General features: G+C 43.7%; 22 protein-coding genes. 12 read left to right on the top strand and 10 right to left on the bottom strand.

The features are described 5' to 3' along the window. The 5 genes from K1X84_00630 to K1X84_00610 form a co-directional block, all read right to left on the bottom strand. On the bottom strand, window positions 1-359 hold a 359-nt coding region (locus K1X84_00630), incomplete at its 3' end, for a riboflavin synthase (GenBank protein MBX7150112.1). Window position 360: 1 nt separating this feature from the next. Beyond that, on the bottom strand, window positions 361-681 hold the full coding sequence (locus K1X84_00625) for a heavy metal-binding domain-containing protein (protein MBX7150111.1): 321 nt from the start codon (window positions 679-681) through the stop codon (window positions 361-363). Between the two features lie 7 nt (window positions 682-688). Further along, the gene (locus K1X84_00620; protein MBX7150110.1) at window positions 689-871 is read right to left on the bottom strand and encodes a hypothetical protein; all 183 of its coding nucleotides are present in this window, start codon (window positions 869-871) and stop codon (window positions 689-691) included. 2 nt (window positions 872-873) lie between these two features. Beyond that, on the bottom strand, window positions 874-1,284 hold the full coding sequence (locus K1X84_00615; protein MBX7150109.1) for a DoxX family protein: 411 nt from the start codon (window positions 1,282-1,284) through the stop codon (window positions 874-876). A 12-nt stretch (window positions 1,285-1,296) separates the two neighbouring features. Continuing rightward, window positions 1,297-3,003 carry an electron transfer flavoprotein-ubiquinone oxidoreductase gene (locus K1X84_00610; protein MBX7150108.1) on the bottom strand — a complete coding sequence of 569 codons (1,707 nt, stop codon included), beginning with the start codon at window positions 3,001-3,003 and terminating at the stop codon, window positions 1,297-1,299. A gap of 186 nt (window positions 3,004-3,189) precedes the next feature. Between K1X84_00610 and K1X84_00605 the strand changes: the two genes are divergently transcribed. Both K1X84_00605 and K1X84_00600 read left to right on the top strand, forming a co-directional pair. After that, entirely contained in the window at window positions 3,190-5,052 is a 1,863-nt protein-coding gene (locus K1X84_00605) for a beta-lactamase family protein (GenBank protein MBX7150107.1), read from the top strand. A gap of 91 nt (window positions 5,053-5,143) precedes the next feature. Continuing rightward, window positions 5,144-5,575: a hypothetical protein gene (locus tag K1X84_00600; protein MBX7150106.1), complete on the top strand. Its 432-nt coding sequence runs from the start codon at window positions 5,144-5,146 to the stop codon at window positions 5,573-5,575. 25 nt (window positions 5,576-5,600) lie between these two features. Here K1X84_00600 and K1X84_00595 read toward each other — a convergent pair whose 3' ends face one another. After that, window positions 5,601-6,665, bottom strand: a complete 1,065-nt coding sequence (locus K1X84_00595) for an MBL fold metallo-hydrolase (GenBank protein ID MBX7150105.1) — start codon at window positions 6,663-6,665, stop codon at window positions 5,601-5,603. Between the two features lie 320 nt (window positions 6,666-6,985). On the opposite strand from K1X84_00595, the gene K1X84_00590 reads away from it, so the two are divergent. The 3 genes from K1X84_00590 to K1X84_00580 all read left to right on the top strand — a co-directional run bounded on the left by K1X84_00590 (window position 6,986) and on the right by K1X84_00580 (window position 8,864). Then, entirely contained in the window at window positions 6,986-7,558 is a 573-nt protein-coding gene (locus K1X84_00590; GenBank protein ID MBX7150104.1) for a hypothetical protein, read from the top strand. A 97-nt stretch (window positions 7,559-7,655) separates the two neighbouring features. Beyond that, window positions 7,656-8,099: a hypothetical protein gene (locus K1X84_00585; GenBank protein ID MBX7150103.1), complete on the top strand. Its 444-nt coding sequence runs from the start codon at window positions 7,656-7,658 to the stop codon at window positions 8,097-8,099. Window positions 8,100-8,159: 60 nt separating this feature from the next. Further along, window positions 8,160-8,864: a DUF4097 family beta strand repeat-containing protein gene (locus K1X84_00580; protein ID MBX7150102.1), complete on the top strand. Its 705-nt coding sequence runs from the start codon at window positions 8,160-8,162 to the stop codon at window positions 8,862-8,864. Window positions 8,865-8,941: 77 nt separating this feature from the next. Here K1X84_00580 and K1X84_00575 read toward each other — a convergent pair whose 3' ends face one another. Next, on the bottom strand, window positions 8,942-9,454 hold the full coding sequence (locus K1X84_00575; GenBank protein ID MBX7150101.1) for an SRPBCC domain-containing protein: 513 nt from the start codon (window positions 9,452-9,454) through the stop codon (window positions 8,942-8,944). A 107-nt stretch (window positions 9,455-9,561) separates the two neighbouring features. Here K1X84_00575 and K1X84_00570 point away from each other — a divergent pair, with 107 nt between their 5' ends. From K1X84_00570 to K1X84_00540, 7 genes are all read left to right on the top strand, one after another. Then, window positions 9,562-10,377, top strand: coding sequence for a helix-turn-helix domain-containing protein (locus K1X84_00570; GenBank protein ID MBX7150100.1), 816 nt, complete (start codon window positions 9,562-9,564; stop codon window positions 10,375-10,377). A 34-nt stretch (window positions 10,378-10,411) separates the two neighbouring features. Then, complete coding sequence (locus K1X84_00565) at window positions 10,412-11,326, top strand: 2-dehydropantoate 2-reductase (protein MBX7150099.1); 915 nt, start codon at window positions 10,412-10,414, stop codon at window positions 11,324-11,326. A gap of 77 nt (window positions 11,327-11,403) precedes the next feature. Further along, complete coding sequence (locus tag K1X84_00560) at window positions 11,404-12,354, top strand: CsgG/HfaB family protein (protein ID MBX7150098.1); 951 nt, start codon at window positions 11,404-11,406, stop codon at window positions 12,352-12,354. Beyond that, window positions 12,351-13,148 carry a hypothetical protein gene (locus K1X84_00555; protein ID MBX7150097.1) on the top strand — a complete coding sequence of 266 codons (798 nt, stop codon included), beginning with the start codon at window positions 12,351-12,353 and terminating at the stop codon, window positions 13,146-13,148. Before K1X84_00560 ends, K1X84_00555 begins: the two co-directional genes overlap by 4 nt. 28 nt (window positions 13,149-13,176) lie before the next feature. Then, window positions 13,177-13,671, top strand: coding sequence for a DinB family protein (locus K1X84_00550; GenBank protein ID MBX7150096.1), 495 nt, complete (start codon window positions 13,177-13,179; stop codon window positions 13,669-13,671). Between the two features lie 19 nt (window positions 13,672-13,690). Beyond that, entirely contained in the window at window positions 13,691-14,233 is a 543-nt protein-coding gene (locus K1X84_00545; protein MBX7150095.1) for a hypothetical protein, read from the top strand. 171 nt (window positions 14,234-14,404) lie between these two features. After that, on the top strand, window positions 14,405-16,024 hold the full coding sequence (locus tag K1X84_00540) for a GAF domain-containing protein (GenBank protein MBX7150094.1): 1,620 nt from the start codon (window positions 14,405-14,407) through the stop codon (window positions 16,022-16,024). A gap of 46 nt (window positions 16,025-16,070) precedes the next feature. Here the strand turns inward: K1X84_00540 and K1X84_00535 are convergent, their stop codons facing one another. The 3 genes from K1X84_00535 to K1X84_00525 are packed head-to-tail and all read right to left on the bottom strand — an operon-like array spanning window position 16,071 to window position 23,212. Then, a complete protein-coding gene (locus tag K1X84_00535; GenBank protein MBX7150093.1) occupies window positions 16,071-17,228 on the bottom strand; it encodes a DUF2130 domain-containing protein in 1,158 nt (385 codons plus the stop codon). A gap of 18 nt (window positions 17,229-17,246) precedes the next feature. Continuing rightward, window positions 17,247-20,039, bottom strand: coding sequence for a PD-(D/E)XK nuclease family protein (locus tag K1X84_00530; GenBank protein MBX7150092.1), 2,793 nt, complete (start codon window positions 20,037-20,039; stop codon window positions 17,247-17,249). Beyond that, window positions 20,036-23,212, bottom strand: a complete 3,177-nt coding sequence (locus K1X84_00525; GenBank protein ID MBX7150091.1) for a UvrD-helicase domain-containing protein — start codon at window positions 23,210-23,212, stop codon at window positions 20,036-20,038. Before K1X84_00525 ends, K1X84_00530 begins: the two co-directional genes overlap by 4 nt.

Raw genomic sequence — 23,212 nt, 5'->3', positions numbered from 1 at the left:
ACCCACCAGCTAGTTGTGCGCGATGCGATGGAAATAATTTTGCCCACTCCGTCGACGTGTCCTAAAACCAGATGCCCGCCGAGCCTGTCCGATAACTTCATCGCTCTTTCAAGATTGATCTGATCACCTTTTTTTAGTAAACCCAGAGTGGTTTTTTTGAGTGTTTCTTCTACGGCTTCAACTGTAAAATCAGTTCCACTCACTTTCGTTGCTGTCAAACAGCAGCCGTTGATGGCAATACTGTCGTCAACTTTGACATCGGAAGTAATAACCGGTGCGTGAATGGTCAAACGTAATCCATCGCCGATTTTCTCAATGGACGTTATCTCGCCTATTTCTTCAATAAGACCGGTAAACATGTTATTTGTCTTCAAATAAAATGGCTGTACCACTAGCGCTGACCATCAACATACTTTGGCCGATCGTTTCGTAATCCAGGTCGATTCCGATCACGGCGTTCGCTCCCATGGCCCTGGCTTGTTCTTCCATTTCTTTAACTGCAATCTCTTTGGCTTTACGCAATTCTTCTTCATATGCCGCCGAACGTCCTCCTACGATGTCACGAATGCCGGCGAAAAAATCTTTGAAAATATTTGCCCCGAGAATGGCTTCCCCACTTACCAGTCCGAAATATTTGACTATTCTTTTACCTTCAATTGTATTCGTCGTCAATACCAACATCTCAACCTCATTTCTTCATATATCTATCATAAATCGTTTGAAGTTTTTTGAGCGAAATAGAATCAAGATCATCGTCCTCTTTGACGCGTTGATACAAACGTTTAAATTCATCGTCATCATCGCGAGACATTTTATGCCCTGCATAGTACACCAAGTCTTCGCACATTCTTTTAATTTCGCTGTATGTCATTGTTAATCTCCGTGTTTTTTCACCAAGCTTTCGAGTGAAAAGCTGCCGCTGCCGCTGTATAGCGTTCCGACCGACAGGATCAGCATCTGCACGGCATGTTCCATAGCACGATAAGAATCATTACGATGGGCAACAGTGATCGCGACGATCATATTGAAAATCAGGAACAAGCTAGCCTGGCGTGTCAATAAGCCCAACAGAACCATGATTCCGCCAAAAAATTCAGCGCCGCCGGACAGATACGCGGCAACCGTCGGAAAAGGAATACCGATTTGTGCCATATAATTGGCGGCACTTTGAGGCGCACCGGCAGCAAATAGTTTAAGATAACCGCGATAAATAAAAACGATACCTACACCCAATCGGAAAAAGAAAATTGCCGCATGGCTATTCCGTGCAAAAAATTTAAACATACAAACCTTTCGTTACATATTTTTATAAACAGGACCCCCACCGCCTTCAGGAGTTACCCAAGTAATAACCTGATACGGGTCGGCAATATCGCATGTCTTGCAATGAACGCAATTTGAAAAATTGATCCGAAGTTGAGTAGCTTTTCCCGGTTCCGATTCAACCATCTCGTATACTTGAGCAGGACAAAAATGCTGGCATGGGTTGCCATATTCTTCTTTACAACGCGTATTACAAATATCAGCCAGATCCTTTGGTCCGATCACAAGGTGACACGGCTGATGTTCTTCATGTTTGGTACCGGAATAATAAACGTCTGTCAATTTCTGAAATGTCAGTTTTTCATCCGCCTTGACTTTATCAATTGGCGCAGCGGCTTCGGACTTTTTCTTCATGTGTTTGTAATCTACAGCGATCGGAGTACGATTCTTCGTGCCGCCACCGGTCAGATAAATCTGCATACCGGCTTTTATCATGCCGGTATAAAAACTACCTGTAAAATTTTGCCGCCAGTTACGTGAACCCCATAATTCTTTATATGCCCAGCTGGCTTTAAATTTTTCGTCAAATGCCTTCAATGTAGTTGATGAATAATCATTTTTTTGCAGCGCTTCAAATGCCGTTTCTGCAGCAAGCATTCCGGATTTGATAGCCAGATGAATGCCTTTTAGTCTCGAGATATTGATAAATCCTCCCGATTCACCGATCAGCATTACACCGTCAGCGTACAATTTCGGCATTGACCAATAACCGCCTTCTGAAACTGTTTTGGCTCCATAAGTCAGCATTTTTCCGCCTTCAAGCAGCCCACTGATGTAAGGGTGGGTTTTAAATAAAGTAAACGCTCCATGCGGATCAAACGTTGGATTGCTATAATCCAATGCCGAAACAAATCCTAGTGAACACATCGTATCGCTCATCATATAGAGCCAACTACCGCCATAGTGATCGGACGCAAGCGGCCAACCGGCCGTATGAACGACCATTCCTTTTTTCAGGCGACCGGCCGGGATTTCCCAAATCTCTTTCACGCCGGTTCCGTAAACTTGCGGATTTCTTCCTTCATCTAATTTAAGACGCGGAACAAGCTGTTTGGTCAAGCTGCCACGCGGACCTTCTCCTAAGATCGTAATTTTGGCATGAATATCGACGCCGGGTTCAAAATTCGATTTAGGATTTCCGTGTGCATCCAGTCCTTTATCGCCCGTGCGAATACCCAACACCTTATCGCCATCATATAAGACTTCTTTACCAGGAAATTCCGGAAAGATATTGATCATATCACCGAATTCGCCGTTAATCTGTTCGGCCAGCCATTCCGCTACTTTATTGAGCGAACAAATAAGATTACCGTGATTCTGCAATGTCGGAGGGAGAATTGGAAACTTGAATTTGCTTTTTTGAGTAAGAAAATATACCGACTCGCCAATTACCTCGCTTTCGATGGGAAATCCTTTTTCAATATAATCGGGAATCAATTCCTTGATCGCAATCGGATCCATGACGGCGCCGCTAAGCATGTGATCGCCAACATTGCGGCCTTTTTCCAGAATGCCAATACCGTTTTCGAGATTAATTTTTTGTCCCTGTTTGCCTTTGTCAATTGCTTCATTGTGTTGTTTGATGAGTCGTGCCAGATGATATGCGCCGGCCAGTCCGGAAGGCCCTGCTCCGACAAATAATACATCCATGTCCATTACATCGCGTTGAATATCGGCCATAGTAGAGTTCCTAGATGATTGTTGTGATGTTAAAAGCCGCCCGCAATATAAGCGTTTTACTCATTTTGGGCAACGGGAATTTCCCTCATCGCGCATCTTCGCCGAAGACCGTTGCAACATTTTGACAGCACAGCGGTCTATTCGTTCAAAGAGCTTTAATTTATTTTTTTTGGAGCAACCTAAATCATGTTAAAATCATTTTTAATATTTTTGTGCTTCAGTGTATCTGTTCTCCGGTACACCTACGCTCAAACCAATACCGTCGAAACAGTTCCCCAATTAATCGATTCCGTACAAAAAATCATGAAACGCAACAACATTTCCGGGCTTATGCTGACACTGGTAACCCGTGACTCCGTAATATTTTCCGGTGGTGTCGGGTTCGCTGACCTTAAAAACCAGATCCCTGCCAACGAACATCACCTCTTTCGTATGGGTTCGGTTAGCAAAAGTTTTGCTGCATTGGCGATCTTGCAATTAGTCGAGCAAGGCAAATTATCTCTTGAAGATCATCTGCGCGATATTGCTCCGGAAGTGATTTTTGAAAACGAATGGGAAACTACTAATCCTTTGAAAGTCGTACATCTATTGGAACATACGACAGGTTTTGACGATATGCATTTCTCTGCAATGTATAATTCAGAAACTAACGAATTGCCATTGCGCGAAATGCTGCACAAACACGAAAATTCCATGCACTGTCGGTGGAAACCCGGATCACGATTTTCATATTCCAATTCCGGCTATGTCGTTCTCACCTATCTAATTGAAAAATTTTCCGGACAAAACTATCACGATTATATGGCACAACATATTTTAGGTCCGATAGGTATGACTGAAAGCAATTTTGTTTCATTTATTCCATCCGGAAAAGAAGCTGACTACGCCAAAGGTTACTCATGGGAAGACAACGGATATGTCGACATAGGATTCAATCCTATCAATGGAGCGGCTGCCGGTACATTGAATTCCAACGCTCTTGACATGGCCCGTTTTGTACAATGCTTGCTCAATTCCGGACGCATCGGCGATACCACGATCGTTAAACCGGCGTCGATTGACCGAATGGAAACATCGGCCTCATCGCTGGCTTCTCGTTCAGGACAGCACAACGGATATGGATTAGCCAATTTTCGCAGAAGACAAGGATCGTGGGCATGGATGCAAGGACATACAGGCGGCATTGACGGATTTAGTTCGTACTATGGATACAACCGGAAATACGGCGTTGGATTTGCCGTCTCCAATAATGCGATGGAGTCTAACAAAGAGATTATTACACTTGTCGCGGATTTTCTAACGCGTAATTTAGACAAGCCTGTGCCTGTAACCTCAGCGCTCGACAGAACGTTTGTTGAGCCCTATCTCGGCTTCTACTCTTTTGCCAGTCCCCGTAACGAATTTTTGGCTTTCGCCGAGTGCCTGATCAACGGATTCAATCTATATTTAGAAAACGATACTCTGACTGTCAAAACACTTTTTGACAAACCCGTCAAACTTATTCCGGCATCAGCCAATACTTTCTATCGCGGTGATCGAGTTGAATCCGACGCGATCATGACCAAAGATGAAAATGGGCAATTGGTGTACATTTACGATGCGTATTATTACGAAAAATCATCTGCATTTATGTTCTGGCTGAGATTAGGCGGAATTTTGGGATCATTTGTTTTACTGATTACGTACATTCTCTACACATTGGTTTGGCTTATTCGGATCAAATCGCTTTCGCGTGAAGAAATTTTTGTCAGGCTTTGGCCCTTAGCCGCTATCGTGACGTTTGCAGCCGCGATCTTTTGCTTCAATGGCATGCTTGACCCGTTGATGGATGGCGGACAATTTAATTGGAAGACCGCTGGTTACGCTCTTTTTTCGGCGTTATGGATGGTAGAGTCTCTCGCAAGTTTTATTGTAATATTTCGCGGCTTCTCGTTCGTACGAAGGAAATTTACAGCCCTATATATCACAGCCGTGATTGCGGCAAACGGAATTCTGTCAGTTTATTTTCTTATCAATGGAATGATCGGAAAATGTTTCTGGTTGTATTAAGCTGGACGCCGAAATAACTCATAGCTTGACTAATTGTTTTGCTTTCGATACGTTGAGAATAATATTCGGCAACAAAAACGTTGAGAAATTTATGAAAATCATATTTCGGATATTATTCGCAGGATTGTTATTTTTTGTTTCTTCAGTTAACGCTCAGGATGAAGATGAAAATTTGTATCAATTTATTGTCGGACAATATCAGATCGTAGGCCGTTTACCCGATTCATCGACTCCATACACCGGTGCTTTGACGGTCAAATATGAAAACTCTCAATTAAAAATCGTTCGCAAAATTAACGATAAAACGATTCAGGCTGTGGGCAAGATTGCCGAAGCCGTAGAGCAGATCAAAGTGTTACGTATTTCATTTACCGAAAAAGGCATCGACTACGACGGTACGTTCCTCATCAAATCCGATTTGGATAACTACGGCCGGTTAAGCGGCTACATTTACCGGCATGACAATAAAACCAAATCTCCGGGTCTAGAAGCCTGGTTCATCGATCTCCCCGAAGATCAATAAATACTAGTAATGATATGTAAGATTTTTATTCCCCTAATTCTCCACCGAGCTCTTTGTACATCCTGTCCAGCATTGGCGTAACATAATAATTTGTAAACGCCCAGTTTTTTGCATCGTCGTTACCGGCAAAAATTTTACGGAATTTTTCGAGATCGACTTTTGCCACGGCGTCTTTCGCGTTGAGCCCTTTTCGTCTCCCGGCAGCAACTTGTTCGTAACTCGATTCAAACAACGCAATCACATTTTGAACATACGATTTATCTGTTTGTACCATACCGTGGCCCGGTACGATCATCTTCACATCCATTGCAGCAATAGTTTTTAAAACATTAATCCAACTGCGCGGCGATACACCGAAGGCGTAAGGAACCGGAGACACCAGAATATCGCCGGTTATCAAGATTTTTTCTGCGGGCAGAAGCATCGCTGCGTCCCCGCGTGTATTCGCATTACCCAGAAAAACCAACTGAATTTCGCGCGATCCTATGTACAAAGTCAGTTTTTTATCAAACGTCATCGTCGGTAACGTTTCCTTGTATTGCCGGGTTTCAGCAGAATCTCTGACGAGATCGGCATACGTCCGCGCCCATCGTTTTTTTTCAGATAATGTCAGGGAATCGCCGCCGTCATGTTTGCCCGTTTCGATTTCTTTTTTGTACGTGGCAATCACCTGATCTTGCGTTGCAAGGGCTTGTTTGACAAATCGCGGATATTGATACATCATGGCGGAACGCGTACTGCTATGCGCAATAATCTGGCATCCGGGATACGCTTCTACAAAAACCTGATTACCAATCCAATGATCCCAATGCCAGTGCGAATTTACAACAAATTTTACGGGTTTGGTCGTCAGTTTTTTTATCTCTTTGATCATCCACCTGGCTTCGCGTAAACTTGTTCCTGAATCGAATATCAGCACGCCGTCATCGCCTATCACCAGAACCGAATTGCCATTGACAACATCTTTCGTGGGATCTTCCGCAATGAATACATATACGCCGTCTGCAATTTTTTGAATTTCGTACGGTTCTTGCGCCCACGCCGATTGCAAAAGCATTAGCAACCCCAAAAGACCAATACGATTTTTCATAAACGCACCTGTATGTTTGTTCGAAGTAAAAAAGACCACCTAATATACGCGTAAAATTCGGTCGGGTGCAGTCGAAATCTTCCATTGATTCAAATTGACCCAAACAGGGAAGGCCTATGAATTGACCGTCATCTTATTCTTGCACTGCATTCTAATTTCACTGAATGCTTTCTTGCTCGCATGATGATTGTTTGATAAATAGTTCAAAACAATAAAATACTTTTAACTACAGACCATAAACATACGGCTAATATTTGGCATGACTTTAGCGTGCTTATAAGTTCAAAGCTTAAAATTGAATGAAGCCGGAGAAACTCACCATGAAAAATCTACTGATGATAATTTTATTGATCGTTCAAAATTCTGCAGCCCAAAGTCTTGTACTTCGTACAACCGATACGACATCCATGTCTTTTTCAACACAACTTAAAAAAAATAAAAATACATCGACGGCGATACTTATGGCGCTGGGAAGTACTGTAATCCCGACAACTGTCGGCCTGATCACGGCAACCAAAAATGACCGTGAAAATGTCGCATATTTCGGTTCGATTAGCTTAGCCGTTGCAGGCATCGTGATAGGTCCATCCGTCGGAAGCCTGTATGCGCAGGATTATAAGCGAAGCATCAAAGGTATTGCCTTTCGAACTCTGGGCGGTGGTTTAGCATCGCTTGCAATCGCACAAACATTTTATGGCGGTCCTTGGAATAGTGACATTGGAGCCTTGGTCGCCATCGGAGGCGTTGGCATGCTCACAACGTCGATGGTTTGGAGCTATGTTAAAACCCCTTCATCTGTAAAAGAATACAATGCTCGCCACAAATTAAGCATTACACCACAATACAATCCATTCAATCAATTCAGGGGAATGTCGATTTCGTATAATTTTTGAATTGTGATCTGGCCATAATTTCAGAAAAACTTTATCCTTGACTTATCGAACATTTTTTTGGTAATATTCCGCCAACAATTTAATAGCATTTGACCAGATGTTTGACCCTACTCCCAGCACCATCCAGTCTGTAGCATATCATGAAGATGCGTTCATGGCCGTTTACTGGCATGAACAGACGCAATGGCCGACGATTCAGTGGAAAAAATTTTCGGCTACAGGCGCTTATCGCACCGCTTTCGATAAATTTCTCGAACTTATTCAGGCTAAACGCTCCATCGTGGCCGTCACAGATTTTGAAAACCTGACTGTCCTTGGCAGTGACGATCAGGCGTGGGTGCGTGACCACTGGCTTCCAAGCGCCGCCCGTGCCGGCCTTCGCCACTTAGGCGTCATTATGCCTAAGGAACATCTCGCCAAAGCCTCCCTTCTCAAAGGTTTACGTTATGCCGATGCGACGCAATTGGAGATCGGCTACTTTCACAACCGCATCGTATGCATGCAATGGATCAGTCCTCTCGCCCGCCGCATACACAATTGAAACAATCTGCTTTGATCGTTCGTAACATCCTTCAACTCCCCCACTTCAAAGGGCTCTACAATGAAAATATTAGTGACCTTAATTGGCGTGTTGGTACTTGCAACCGGTACTTATGCGTATGAAAAAACGGAAAAACTTACTTTACCGCGTGAAGGCATTGATTTGCTGAAGATTGATTGCGGATCGGGATTTCTCATCGTCGAAGGGAAAGGCGAAACCATCGAAGTCACGGCAGAAATTCAGATCGATGGATGGGATCAGAAGGAAGCGGAAGAATTTATCAAAAAAACAGTCACTCTTGTGCTCAAAAAAACGCAAAGTACGGCTTTTTTACGAAGTGAGATCGAGCAAGGCCATCTGTATAACTACGTCAATGCCAGTATTAATCTGACTGTTTACGTACCGAAAGACATTGCGCTGGATATCGACGATGGCTCCGGTTCGATCAAAGTAACGAATATGAGCAGCAACGTCAGTATCGACGACGGTTCCGGCAATATTGACATTCACGACATTACCGGCCGTGTAACGATCGATGACGGCTCAGGTGAAATTATGATTGCCGCGATACAAGGCGACGTCTCCGTCGAAGACGGCTCAGGCTATTTATCAATAACCGACATCGAAGGTAACGTCAAAGTCGACGATGCATCCGGCGATATCGATATCGACAGAGTTTCCGGCAACGTCACGATTGTCTCCGAAGGAAGCGGAGGTTGCCGCATCCGCAACGTCAAAGGTCAGGTGGCTCGGTTCGATGATTAATATAATTATTTGCAACGCATCCTTGAAAGAATGCGCTGCAAATAACTTGTTGTCTGTTTCTAATCCGTCAAATTACATTAATAGGTATGCGTACTTTTTTCAAGATTATCCAACACGCGGCTCCAGGCTTTATCGAAATAATCGTAAACTTTATCCCAATCGCCTCCTTGCCGCCAACCGTAGTGCTGAAGCGTAACTTCTGTCCGGTTGTTTCCGGCAGGTTTGAAATAAATAACCACCCAGGTGTAGTCATTGCTGTTACGAATATCCGGATAAAGCGGTGGTGCATTCCAGGTGAACGACAACATTTCTTTAGGAATGTACGATAATACTTTACAGCCGTTGGAACCAATGCGTTCGTTTTTTTCGACGCCGAAAAATATTTCATACGGCCCGTCTACGCTTAAACGAACATTGTTATCGATTCCAAAAAACGTTAAAAGACCTTCACGTGTTGTCCATTTCCACCAAACAGAATCCGGCGATAAATTCACCGTCCGGGTTTTGACAATCTTCCGGTCGGTGATTTGCGCATCGACAACCTTAACTGTAGACATCATCATCACTCCTAATAAAATCAAAACTTTCATGGCAATTTTTTCCTTTTTCTTTTACAATGAATTGAAAATTAACGCATCAAGATAATCCGTCCCTTCATGAAAAAATTGTATTAAAACGAAAGCCACCGTATCACCGCATGAAATTTTTACATTTCAAACCTTCGCCGTTCCTGAAAAACTATGTCCGGGAATACTGGATACTCGAAGACCCGTCGCCCGAAACGCAATCATTTCAGCGCCTGATACCTTTCGGCGCTTTTGAATGGATTTTCACGCTGGGCGCACCGACGCTTGAACAATTTCCCGGGCAATCGGTGCAGCAGCAAGCGCCGATTTTTCTGACTGGACAATTTCTTACGCCCGTATTTTTAAAACACACTGGACCGTTTCATGTTGTAGGCGTCAGTTTTCATCCATGGGCCGGAACACTGATTACCGGAGATTCAGCCAAATTTTTTACCAACGCTTCAGTCGATTGGTCATTGATCAATCCAAAAGATTCGGCTGAATTGCATGAACGTATTATTTCAACCGGCGCCAAGGGCGCTATCCGTATTCTGGAAAATTATTTGCATATGCGATTAAGCTCGCACCGCTCTGATCCGGTTGTCATGTCGCTAGCGCAATTAATTTTACAAAACCCGGTTGATTTTGCATTTAGTCAATGGACACATAGGTTTGGTTTATCGCGACGAAGGGTCGAGCAAAAATTTATCGACAGTGTAGGAATTACCGCAGGAACTTTGTCTAAAAAATCCAGGCTCCATCACACGATAAAAATGATCAGCCGTTTTCCTGAAAAAACTCTGACCGAAATTGCGTTAGAAAGCGGCTATTACGATCAAGCACACTGCATTCGTGATTTTAAAATGTTCACAGGCCTTACACCCGGGCAATATGTAAAAGAAAACTATCCTCTGCGCAAACCTATTGAAGAATTGGTCGGCGCATAATCATCGATTCGGAAATCAAATCAAGAGTTACTCTATGCGTATAGCTATTGTCGGTCTTGGAGGCGTTGGCGGATTTATCGGCGGACGATTAGCTGCAACCTATGCAGGCATTCACGACGTCATTTTTTTCGCACGTGGCGATCATGCCAAAGTCATTCAATCGTCGGGACTGAAATTACAAACTCATCAAGGTGAGATTATTGCTCATCCGTTTTGCGTTACGCAGAAAGCCGAAGAAGCAGGACCGCTTGACTTGATCGTATGTTGCGTAAAAAGCTACGACCTCGAATCGGCGATGGAAACGCTTCGGCCTTGCATTCACGACTCTACTGTGATCCTGCCTTTACTCAACGGCGTTGACGCAGCCGAAAGGCTCGATAAAATTTTTCCACGCGCCGATGTCCTCGACGGATGTATTTACATCGTAGCGCGCCTGACTGAACCCGGAACTATCAAAGTCAGCGGCACAACGCATTTAATGCATTTCGGAGACCGCAAAAGCAACATCGAACGTTTGAAATCAATTGAATTGACCTTAAAAAACGCTGGTATCGAATCGCATTTGTCAAAAAACATTCACCAGACCATGTGGGAAAAGTTTTTATTCATCTCTCCAATTGCGACGCTGACGTCGTATCTTGACCGGTGTTTGGGTGAAATTCTGAGCAAGGATGACGACAAAAAACTCCTGATCGGTTTGATGATGGAATTAAAAGCCGTTACCGATGCGAAACTCATTACTCTGTCTGAGAATATTATCGATAAACATCTCACTAAAATGGGTACTTTGCCTTACGACACAACGTCATCGATGCACAGCGATTTCAAAAAGGGCGGACGCACTGAAATCGCTTCTCTAACCGGTTACGTTGTCAAAATGGGACAAGAATTCGGCGTCTCTACTCCGTTGTACAAGATCATGTTCGAAAAACTGTCCACGAAAAAATAAACAAGAAGCTTGCAATTGCCGGTTGAATATCTTTATGTTGTAGCTATCGGCCATCGTTTACACACCGAGGATTTCAGATGAAATTTATCCTGCCTTTTTTATTGTTGTTTACCGGCGTACTCATCAGTCAAAATTCAAACGATTCCAAAAAAACAATTGTCGCCGTATTGCCGCTTGACGCTATTGCTCTTGCCTCCAAAGACGGCGCCAAAGTGACTCTTATAGTAACCGACAGCTCGGTTACTCGCGAGGAATCGGCGCCGAACATTTTTGCCGACAAGGCTGCCATTGCGTCTTTTGCTGAAGCGGCTACTCAAAAGGTCGTCAATGCTTTTCTTGACGTCAAACGAATTCGAGTCGTCGAACGCACCATGATGGATCGCATTTTAAAGGAACAGGATTTTCAAATGAGCGATCTTTCCGAAGGCAATGAAGGCGTCAAAATCGGTTCGCTGCTTGGCGCGGAATATATCGTCGTCGGACAGTTGCAACAAGTGTCGGTAGCTCAAGTCGAAGAAACATGGATGGGAAATAAAACCTACCCTTATACGGCTACAACTGATATTAATCTTCGCATTATCAATGTATCGACCGCCGAAGTTATCGCGAGTAAGAATTTCAAGGGCGCTACGGGTTTTTTGTCCAAGCCTACGCCATCGGAAGCCGCTTATTTCGCCCTCGACAAAGTTCAAAAAGATATCGGTGAATGGCTGCGCAAAGCTTTTCCTGCCGAAGGATTTATTTATGAAATAAAAAAAGCCAAAAAAGGCGAAGCCAAATTAGTCGTCATCACCTGCGGCAAAGAGCTTGGTATCCGCAAAGACGATGCATTCAAAGTATATTATGAAACGGAAGTTGATATCGAAGGGCGCATGGTCAAAAAGTCATCCGATATCGGAAAATTGATCGTCAAAAAAATCGAACAGGATGGCGTATTTTCGCAATGCGAAGTGGATAAAGGCGGTAAACAAATCGCCGAACACTTTGCAGCCGGTAAAAAATTGAAAGTTGTTCAAATAAAAAAATGATCTCCATCAGAAATAGTTTCTACGTTTTATTGATTCCGGTGTACGTTTTATCCGCGCAAGATCACGGATTAAAACTTCTAACGGCAGAGAATCACCCGATGCAATATTATGTGTCTCTCCCAAATAACTGGAATACCGCCGATACATGGCCGATGGTAGTTGTTCTGGAAGCCGCGGAAAAACAATACAAAGAAAATTTGATTCGATTCGTTGATGCACGCGGTAATATGCCGTTTATTCTTGTTGCGCCATTTATTGTAACCAATGGTCGGCAAGGGCTTTACAATCCGGAAATTTTCCCTTATTCAACCGCAACATGGAAACGTATCGATAGCGCCGGCACATGCACCTTTGATATGGAAGGGCTTGCCGCCGTCATGCGCGATGTACGGAAACAATTTCATGGCGACGAACGATTTTATATTACGGGATTTGAAGCGGGCGCGCATCTCTTGTGGGCGTACACTTTCGCTCACCCGCAACAATTGTCCGGCGTCGCCGCCGTTGCCTGCAATTATATACGCCGGTGCGTCGATGAAAAAATTAACACTATCCACTCGTCCGAAGCACATTTGCCCATTCGGTATTTCGTCGGCGGTACAGACACGCTCTGGGCAGCGGGCAAAAGGCTGTATGGACAATGGAAAGAGGCTGAAAAAACCGCTGGTGAATTAGGTTTCAAATCGGTTACGGAAGAAGTTATTCCAAATAAAGGCCATGAACCCATGCCTGCTGAAATATTAAAATATTTTTACGATCTCTATTCAAAAGCAATTTTAGAAAAACACGATTAAAAATTTTCTTACATAAGGATTCACCGATATGATTTCTGAAATCAAAGAATTATTTGAATATGACGCCTGGGCTAACACGCGGATATTCGATGCTGTATCAAAACTGACGCCGGACGAATTTACGAGCGATCTGAAAAGCAGTTTTCCATCTGTTCGCGATACGCTTTTGCATCTGATTTCGGCAGAATGGGTTTGGTTGACGCGGTGGAAAGGTTCATCCCCCAGCGGCGCTCCGAAAGAATGGGATACGTCGTCGTGCACGGCATTGCGCGCTATCTGGTCAGGCGTGGATAAAGACGTTCGTACGATGGTCAATGCTTTGGATGAAGCGGAACTCCGGCGCGTCCTCACCTATAAAAATACGGCCGGAAAAGAATTTTCCAATCCGATAGAACAAATGCTTCGCCATATGATCAATCACTCCACTTATCATCGCGGACAAGTGACCACGATGCTGAGACAGCTGGGCAAAGACACTGTCGGCACCGATTTGATTTTATTTTATAGAGAGAAAAGAATGTAGTTCATCAGGTTCTAAAACCATGACATCGCTGCTCTATCACATTTCCATCCTCCTCATAAGTCTACTTTTTGCATGCCGTACCCTTTCATACCAGGATAAAATTACCATCGATTGGATCGATAAGAAAAAAATCGAAATCGATCGTGATTCGAGTCTGCAATCCTTAACCCAAGGCTATTTGGCTGAAGGTGAACAGAAAAAATATGATGGTTTTTATCTTACAAAATACTCTAAGAATGATTCGTTGAGAAAAGTTGAATGGGAAAGAAAATTATCTTACGGAATTTCACAGTTAAACTATTATTACTGGAATAATCGTCTCATATATGCTTACGAAATTGAAAAAAATTATCTGATTTTAGACAGCACGTTTCAATACAATTATCAGAATCCGGTTATAGTGTTTGAAAAGGAAGCGTATTTCAAAGATGGTCGTTTTGTTACTGGAAGAATATTCGGGAAACGAAAATTTCTATTATCACAGAATGAACATCCGGACGATTTACTTGGTTCAGGTGAATTCTATCTCCAAAAACCGTGGTATCGTCTTAATAAAAAATAGCTTGCTAAATCGTACAACCGTGACGTATCTTTAATTGTCCACACAACACACTCGGGGGTATCGTAAATTATGCCAATTAAGATGGCATAACACAATCAAGTTACAATAGTAATTTGATCTTCTCTTGAATCTCTCTTTCGACATATAGCCCTGCTGCAGGAAGGTGTATCTATGCCCGTTTCAAAGAAAAAACATACCCGTTCTCAACCCGATCCCAATCGCCGTCAGAAAGTTTCGCGACGTTCCGCCGACTTTGATCCGGAGAAAACGCTCGATCATTTGCTTGAGGGCTGCCAGGTCATCGGCCATGATTGGAAATATTTGTATGCCAATGAAACGGCTGCCCGGCACGCTAAAACTTCAAAGGAAGAACTGCTGGGATTTACGATGATGGAAAAGTTTCCGGGTATCGAAAATACAGAACTTTTCTCGCTTCTGCGGTTATGTATGGAAAAAGGCATCAATCGTAGCATTGAAAATGAATTTATTTATCCCGACGGTACTAAAGCCTGGTTTGAACTGAGCATTCAATCCGTTCCTGAAGGCATATTTATTTTATCAATCGATATTACTAAAAGGAAAACATCGGAAGGCCGAGTACAACAATTGATCGACGTGCTCCGGAAATTATCGAAGGCGCGGGACACGATGTCCGTGACTGAGGCCGTCCGTACTGCCGCGCGTCATCTGACCGGCGCCGACGGCGCAACATTCATTCTTCGCGACGGCGATCAATGCTATTACGTCGATGAGGACGCTATCGCTCCACTTTGGAAAGGTCAACGTTTTCCAATGTCCGCTTGTGTCAGCGGCTGGGTTATGCTGCACGATCAAGCGGTAACCATTAACGATATCTACGAGGACGCTCGAATTCCAATCGAGGCTTATCGCCCGACATTTGTAAAAAGCCTCGCGATGGTACCGATTCGCAGCGGCTCGTCAATCGTAGGTGCGATCGGTAATTACTGGGCACGTTCGTACACCGCTTCCGTTGAAGAAATGCAATTACTGCAAACTCTCGCCGATGCTGCGGCCATTTCAATGGAAAATATCCGGTTAATTCACAACCTGGAACATCGGGTCGACGAACGTACCAAACAATTGGAAGCAACGAATAAAGAACTTGAAGCGTTTGCGTATTCCATTTCGCACGATCTTCGGGCGCCGTTGCGTGCTATTGAAGGCTTCTCCCGCATCCTCCAACAAGAATACGCCGATAAGCTTGACGAAGAAGCCCGAAGATTATTTACAATTATCAGTTCCAATACTCACCGAATGGGCCTTCTGATCAACGATATTTTATCGTTATCGCGAGTCGGTCGCGCCGAACTCCATAAAATCAAAATGAACATGACCGGACTGGCGCAAGCTGTCTTTAGAGAAACTGTTCTGTCCGAAACGCATCACACAATGGATTTTAAAGTCGATGAATTGCCTGAAGCTATGGGCGACCCAGTGTTGATCCGCCAGGTATGGCATAACCTGATTGCCAACGCTATTAAATATTCTTCAAAAAAAGAATCAATCCGGATCATTATCCAGGGAAGAAAAGAAGACGATAGGCTCATTTATTCCATTCAGGACAACGGCGTCGGCTTTAATCAGGATTACGCACATAAACTTTTCGGTGTCTTTCAACGCCTGCATAGACAGGATGAATTCGAAGGAACAGGTGTCGGCCTTGCGATCGTTCAACGCATTGTTCACAGACATGGCGGAGATGTGTGGGCGGAAGGACGTCTCAATGAGGGCGCTACGTTTTATTTTTCACTGCCGGATACAGATGAATAAATAATTATAAAAAATATCTGTCAGGGCAACCAAGTTTAAAATATGACTACTCATCCAACTTCAGTTGCTCGCCCTCGAACGGCAACTCGAGATTTGAAATAGGCTGCAACGATTGGCCGATAATCCCCTGCAATTCTCCATAAAGCCTGGAAGTGTTGAGTAAAACCCGCTCGATCTGCTTTTCGCGTTTTGACCAAATCTTTTCCATCGCACGTTTTTCAGAGTCGAGATCTTCTTTCATAGCGCTGAACGATTCGACAATAGCTTCAATGCGTTGACGGAATTCCTGCCCGGACAGATAGGTATACATCATTTCCATTTTCTCATTTTTACCTTCGGCAGCCGCTTGGGCCTGCGCTAAATCGATCATGGCGGATCGTAACACAGTTGCCAAGCCCATCGCCGCCTGAAAATCAACGATCCAAACGCCATCCATATTGCCGAGTACGTTTATATCTTTAGGTAATGCGATAGAAACGATCACGGCAACATTGGCTTTCACGTCGCGTTGATCGTCTTTTAATTTTTGTATCCAGCCGTCGCTCCATGATTTTGTTCGTTTGGACTCCCAAATAATCGTGCCGCATTCTTTGCCATTTTGCATTTTAACACGTTGAATCACATCCGCGCCGCGAACGCCTTTAGGCACCGGTACAATGTCGTCGTAACGAAACTGTTCTTTCAGAAGATTTTCCAACTCAACTTCTAAAATTTCTCCTTGTGATTGCTGCGAGCCTTGTTCAGCCTTACGCTTCAGTTCTTCAATTTGTTTGAGCATATCGGCTTCCCGTTTGTCGCGTTCAGCCTCTTTGAGTCGATTTTCTTCCGTTAGCTTCAATGCCGCATCGTCCCAGATTTTTTTCCGTTCTTCGGATAGTTTACGTTCCATTTCTAATTTAAACGTCCGCTCGCGATCTTCGAGATCACGTTGCTGTTTTAATAACGCCAGCTCTTTTTCTTCGGCCTCTTTCAGGCGTTCGGATTTAGTGTGTAATTGATCCTGAAGATCTTTGAGGTGTTTTGCCAAATCTTCTTCGGCCTGTTTTTTCGCTTTTTCTTCCGCGTCTTTCACGGCCTTGCGATATTTTTGGCCAAACTCTTCCCGAACTTTTTCTTCTACTTCTTTGCTAACCTGCTTGGTAAAAGCCTCTGTCAGCTCGATTTTGTTCCCGCATTTGGGGCAAATGACGGTACGTTCTGTCATAATAACCTCTATAAATGGCTAAATTTCCTGTGAAGCCTGATCTCGCATGCAAATCGTAGCATAATCGCAGAGTTGGCATAGCGTGCGGTCCGCCGTCTGTTCGAACGGCGTTTTAGGATCGATTAACCTTCCCAAAACCGATTTTAATAAATTTTCAAATTCCATCAAAGCGCCTAATTCTACCCGGGCGTTTTTTGAAACACTCAGCGGTCGAAAACCTTTTCGAATTTCCCTAAAGAAATAGACACCGGATTCCATAGCCGCCAGTTGTTTTTCACCGGCCAACACATACGCATAAAACAATAACTGCCGTTTGATGGATTGATCGTGCAACTCCTCCAGTTTTTTAAAATCGTCGACATTTAAATTTTCCTCCGGCTTTCCGGTTTTATAGTCGACGATACGAATAAGATCGCCGGACTTCTCAACTCGGTCCAATTTACCATTTAAGCGAATGGACTTTTCGTGGCCATTCGACGACACGGTAATCATGCGCGTGAATGTTTTTTCAAGTTCAAGAACGCTGACCGATTCTTTTTGTACACGCGCTTTTTCATTATTTAAAAATTCTTTGATGATATTGACGCTGACATCGATCAACAGCCGGTTTTTGCCAGAGTCCAATGAATCCTCATGCAACAAACTTTTATATGCTTCAGTGACTCGCGGCTCTGTCATTTTGAGCATGGGCTCAATATCATCGGTCGTCAGGTTTCGGCCAAGACATGATTCGTACATTGTTGCAAGCACGGCGTGCACGGCATTTCCGAAAATATCCGGCTCGATCGTTTCTTCCACTTCTTCTGGAGGAAGCAAATGCGCAATGTACCGAAAGTAAAACTGAAGCGAGCAGGCAATGAATTTATTTAAAGCGCTTGGCGATACGCCTTTTTCAAAATAACGGTCAAGTATTTCCAATGTTGCTTCATCTTTGTGTACGGTGATGGCGTGCCGCGGATGGGCCGGCGATGAAGTTGATTGAGCCGGTAGCGTTACAAGGCGTTGAACAATTCGTACGTTCGGATTGATTTTCGGCCATTCGTGAAGAAGCTGCGTGATAAAGCGGCTTTGCTCGCCTTCGCCAAGCTCGTTGGGTTCCGTATCGTACACCAACCGAATTGAAACGGCACGCTGCAGAAGCCTGTAAAAATTATATGCATAGATCGCATCTTTATCGAGATACGTCGATAATCCGAATCCTTTACGCAGGTCAAACGGGACGAGCGAATGATTCACTTTCGCCGACGGCAGGATATTCTCATTTGCCGAAACGACAATCAGGTTTTCAAAATCCAATGAACGTGTTTCCAATACTCCCATAATCTGGATGCCTTCAAGCGGTTCGCCTGAAAACGATAACCGCGTGGAATTCAACGCTCCGCTTAATAAGTTCTGAAATCCTTTCACGCCGATATCGACTCCGAATGCAGATATCAATGCTTCCAGCCGGTTGACAATATTACCAAATTCAGTCAGTATCTCCAGTTCGATAACTCCCATGGATGCATCGGCTGAAAGCTTTTGTAATAATTCTTTGAATGTCGAAATCGCATGATTGGTATTTTCCCATTGCGATAATAAGAAGCCGATCGGTTCCAATTCTTTCATTTCGTTTGAAACAAAGACAATGTTCTCTTTCAGAATTCTGGTTTTACACTCTTGAATCAGAGAGCGGTTTTTGAAGAGATTTTGGACAAACGGATGCGCCAAAAGACGTAAAATATCAAGATAATAAAACGAATGCCTCGATTGATTTTGTTTACCCGTTGTTGTTTGCAATTGAAACACATGACTGATCAGATCATACAGAGGCGTCGATCGCAACGATAAACCCATACTGATATTAACGCTCTCAACCGATTCCGGCATCGAATGTAGAAGAGGCAGTAACAGGCTTTCGTCAGCTAATACGACCGCGATGGTTGCCGGCTTCTTTCCTTCTTCAAGCCATTGACGAATAATATTACCTGCTACTTTTGCCTGGACGGCTTTTTTGGCCGCACCGATAATCTCAACGTCTTTGGTTTCTTTGATCAATCGTTCTGATCTAAATTTCCAATCGGGCGGTATCCAGGTTTTCACATAGCGGCGAATGGAATTTCCGGCTTCCTGCAATTCGTTATTCAGATAATAATTATCAACGTCCCAGAAAATATCTGCTCGATTATTTTTAGTCAAAGTTTTAAAAAGTTTTTCTTCGGCAGCGGTAAGCGCATTAAATCCCGCAAAAATAATTTTTTCCCACTGGTGCCGCGCTAAGAAATCATCGATGTTCTCAGCAACTTCACGGGCAATACGCCCTGCAAGCGATTGATGCCTTTCCCTTAGTTTCTGCTGTAAGGATTCATACATAGGCGCAAGTAAGCCCCAAAAGTTCAGGAACTGGGTCTGAAATGGCGTAACATCTTCGCTATCGGGACTCCATCGTTCCATTGCTTTGACTTTGTCCAATGAACCAAACAAGGATTGTACGTCGGCTAAATCATGGTCAATATCATTGAAATCTTTCAGCAACATTTCGCCCCATGGCACAAACTGTTCAAACGAATCACTGCCGCCTGCGGCTTGATAACAACTGTACAATTCAAACAACGCTTGTAGTGCATCGGCTTCGCGGATACCGCTTACGACCTGATTAAAATCTTCAATCGCATACACATCCGGCATCCACGACGATTGTGCGAGCGTCTGCTTCAACGCGAGCTTGAAAAACAAGCTTGCGCGCCGATTTTGGAACACCACACATACATCGCCAAGATGATCGTATTTCGCCGTCAATTCTGCGGCCAATTCGTCTAAAAAAGTTTTCATGCTACCGGTAAAATTTTTTCATCTTCAATATAGACCAGGAATTTTTTAACGGATGAATATCCTAGTTTCTCCAATGCGCCTCCATACCGTTGAATTTGGGCCGTGTGCTCTTCACCTTCCTCTTCCCCTGTTTTATAATCGATCACGACAACTTCATTTTCAAACATGATGACACGGTCCATGCGTAACAATTCTTTCGAATCAAGCAAAACTTCAGCTTCGGTTCGCACACGAGCGCCATGTTTAAAATACGGCATTAACATTTCATGACTGAATAACCTTAATAATTTTTCCGACAGATCGTGCCTTTGATCCGGGTTCAACCATCCTTCGTTTTCTTCCGCATTTAAAACCGGCAGAATGTCATCCAGTGTTCTTATTTGCGCCAGGGCAGCGTGCACCAGTTTACCCCATTCTCGTCTTGAGATATCTTCATACGGCTGAAAACGTGAATACCGTTTCGTACGTAATTGAGGTAGCCTCGGATTGGTTATAAAATCCTGCAAACTAACCGACGAATGCTTTAAAGCTCTTCTCATAGCAGGTGCAACTGCGTCCCCAAAAGAATAAATCATTTTTCCATCTTCCCAATTCATTGATCCGCGTAAAAAAGAGACTACAACATCGTTGACGCTTTTCAATTCGGTTATTTTATTGTCAACCGCTTTTTTAGTAAGCACGCTAAAAAGGTACAATCGTTCCATAGCGCGCGTCATAGCTACGTATAATAAATTAGCCTGATCGAGAAAATTTTTATCCGATTCTTCGTCATAAGCTTTTTTACATTCGGTCTCTTCCAGAATGGGGCTGCTCTTGAGTAAAACGGCTGGAAGCGTTTTGAACGGTTTTGAACGAAGTTCCGTCCAGATATAATCACGCGTTTTTTTGAATTGCCAACTGGCTTCGTCTATGATTACAACCGGGAATTCCAATCCTTTGGCCTTATGTACGGTTGACACGCGTACGGCATCGGTCTCATCCGGCGCAACAATTGACAATTTGTCTTTTTGAATGTCCCACCATTTCAAAAAATTTATTAGTGTATTATCATATTTGATCGAATAATTAAGAACCGCATCCAAAAAATATATTACAAATGGGCTGGATATTAATGTAGGCAAAAACGATCTCACAATATCCTCTGTCATTTCATAAAGCGGTTGGCGGAGCAATCGACGTTCATCCAGTTCGATTCCGCGATCTTTAAGCCACGCTAAAAATCGTTTCCGTTCTTGAACGGCATCGGCCATGATCCGGCGGTCTTCGGACGTTGGCGAGCGGCCGATGACGGTCGTCAAAATACCGTTCATCAGCGCCATGCGATTGACCTTATCTGAAACATCGTTAAGATAACGCAGAACTGATAAGATAATACGGACTTCGGCCGACTGATCGATCAAAAGCGATTCTGCTGAAATTACATGAATGTTCCGGCTCATCAAAAATCGCGCAATAGCACTGCCACGCTCATTATTTCGCGTCAAAATCGCGATGTCATTCCACGCATAGCCATCTTCTTTAAGCGACTGAATCGTTTCATATAATTTTTCGTTAACTCGATCTTCAATGGTCGTTTCATCAGCTCGCGGTAAAAATTCAATATGAATATAACCGCCGGTAGATCCGTTTTTTGGCAGCTGACGGATATCGTGATACGTTTTTTTAAGTTCGGTCTCCTTGTAGCGAGCCAGCCATTCAAAGAAACGATTATTGAAACTGACGATCTCCGGTAAGCTTCGGTAATTATACTTCAACGGCTCTTCCCTGTAATGTTGAGCCAGCGCGGATTCAGTTTCTTTCAAGCGATCGTCCGTCTCGCTGCCGGGCAATTCCGGCAATCGGTCAAATTGCTCCAGATCGCCGCCTCGCCAACGATAAATCGCCTGCTTACCGTCACCCACAACCAGAGTTGTTCCGCCATTGGCTAACGCATTTTCCACTAACGGTAAAATATTCAACCATTGCATCGCGGAAGTGTCTTGAAATTCATCAATCATATAGTGTAAAAATTTTTCTCCGACTCTTTCATAAATAAAAGGCGTAGGTTCGTCACGAACAACGGACGAAATATGTCTGTTGAAATCGGAAATCAAAATCGTAGCCGCTTCTTTCTTCAAATTTTCGAGAATATCATTGATCTCCTGCAAAACAGCCGTTGCATATAGATTTTGTAAAACGGCATCCACCAAAATGTAAAACGGAACTTGCTTTTTGATATGCTCATAACACGCAATCAATTCAGGCTTAATTCGGTCAATTACGCGGCCGCGCCCGTCCTTGGAGCTCGTCGAATACCAGCGATCTTCATGAACCGCATCCAGAACGTATGAATTTGACTGAATATTTTCCGTTGAGACGTCGATCGACAATTTTTCAAAAAAACCTGCAATGCCTCTTCCTTTTTGATGGAAATGATCGACGGTAAGGCCGGCCTCTGCAATCAGATCGCAAGCTTTCTGCGCCCATTCGGTAATCGTTTCATCGGCCTGATTTTTCAAACGACGAAGATCGCGGCCGGTTGTTACAAACGCATCCAATGAAATATCCCGAAGCTTTTCAAAATATTGAAAACTATCTTCATCCATCAACGTACGCGCGACCTTAAAAATATCCCGATCAAAGGTATTCCAGCCCTTTTCATCTTGCGTCTTGGATAAAACAAAATCAACCAACAGCGCCGTCAGCGTAAACGATTCCGGATTGCCGGCGCGATGGATGAGCCGGTCTACTGCTTCAGCCAGCATCGGATCGGATTCCAATTCAATCTGAAAATTCACATTTAACCCGAGATCACGCGCAAAAGTTCTGACGATTTTATGGAGAAAACTGTCGATAGTTCTGACATGAAAATCCGAATAACGGTGAAGAATGGCTTTGAGTAATTGTAGTGCCCGTTGCCGGATTTCGGCTTCGCTTATGTTCAAATCTCCGCAAAGATCATGGCATAAATTTTCATTCACGTCATCTAACTTTTCTTCACCGGCAAAAGCCTGCAACGCGTTGATAATGCGTTGCTTCATTTCTGATGCCGCTTTATTTGTAAATGTGATAGCCAGAATGCTATGGAACGGCTGCTCACCGCTTAATGCAAGTTTCAGATATTGCCGGACAAGCGTGTACGTTTTGCCCGAACCTGCTGAAGAACGATAAACGGTAAAATGTCCTGTTGTCAT

This window comes from bacterium (assembly GCA_019695335.1).
GTDB lineage: Bacteria > CLD3 > CLD3 > SB21 > SB21 > JABWBZ01.
Note: the sequence above shows the minus strand (reverse complement) of the source record. Positions and strands in the feature narration are given on the sequence as shown.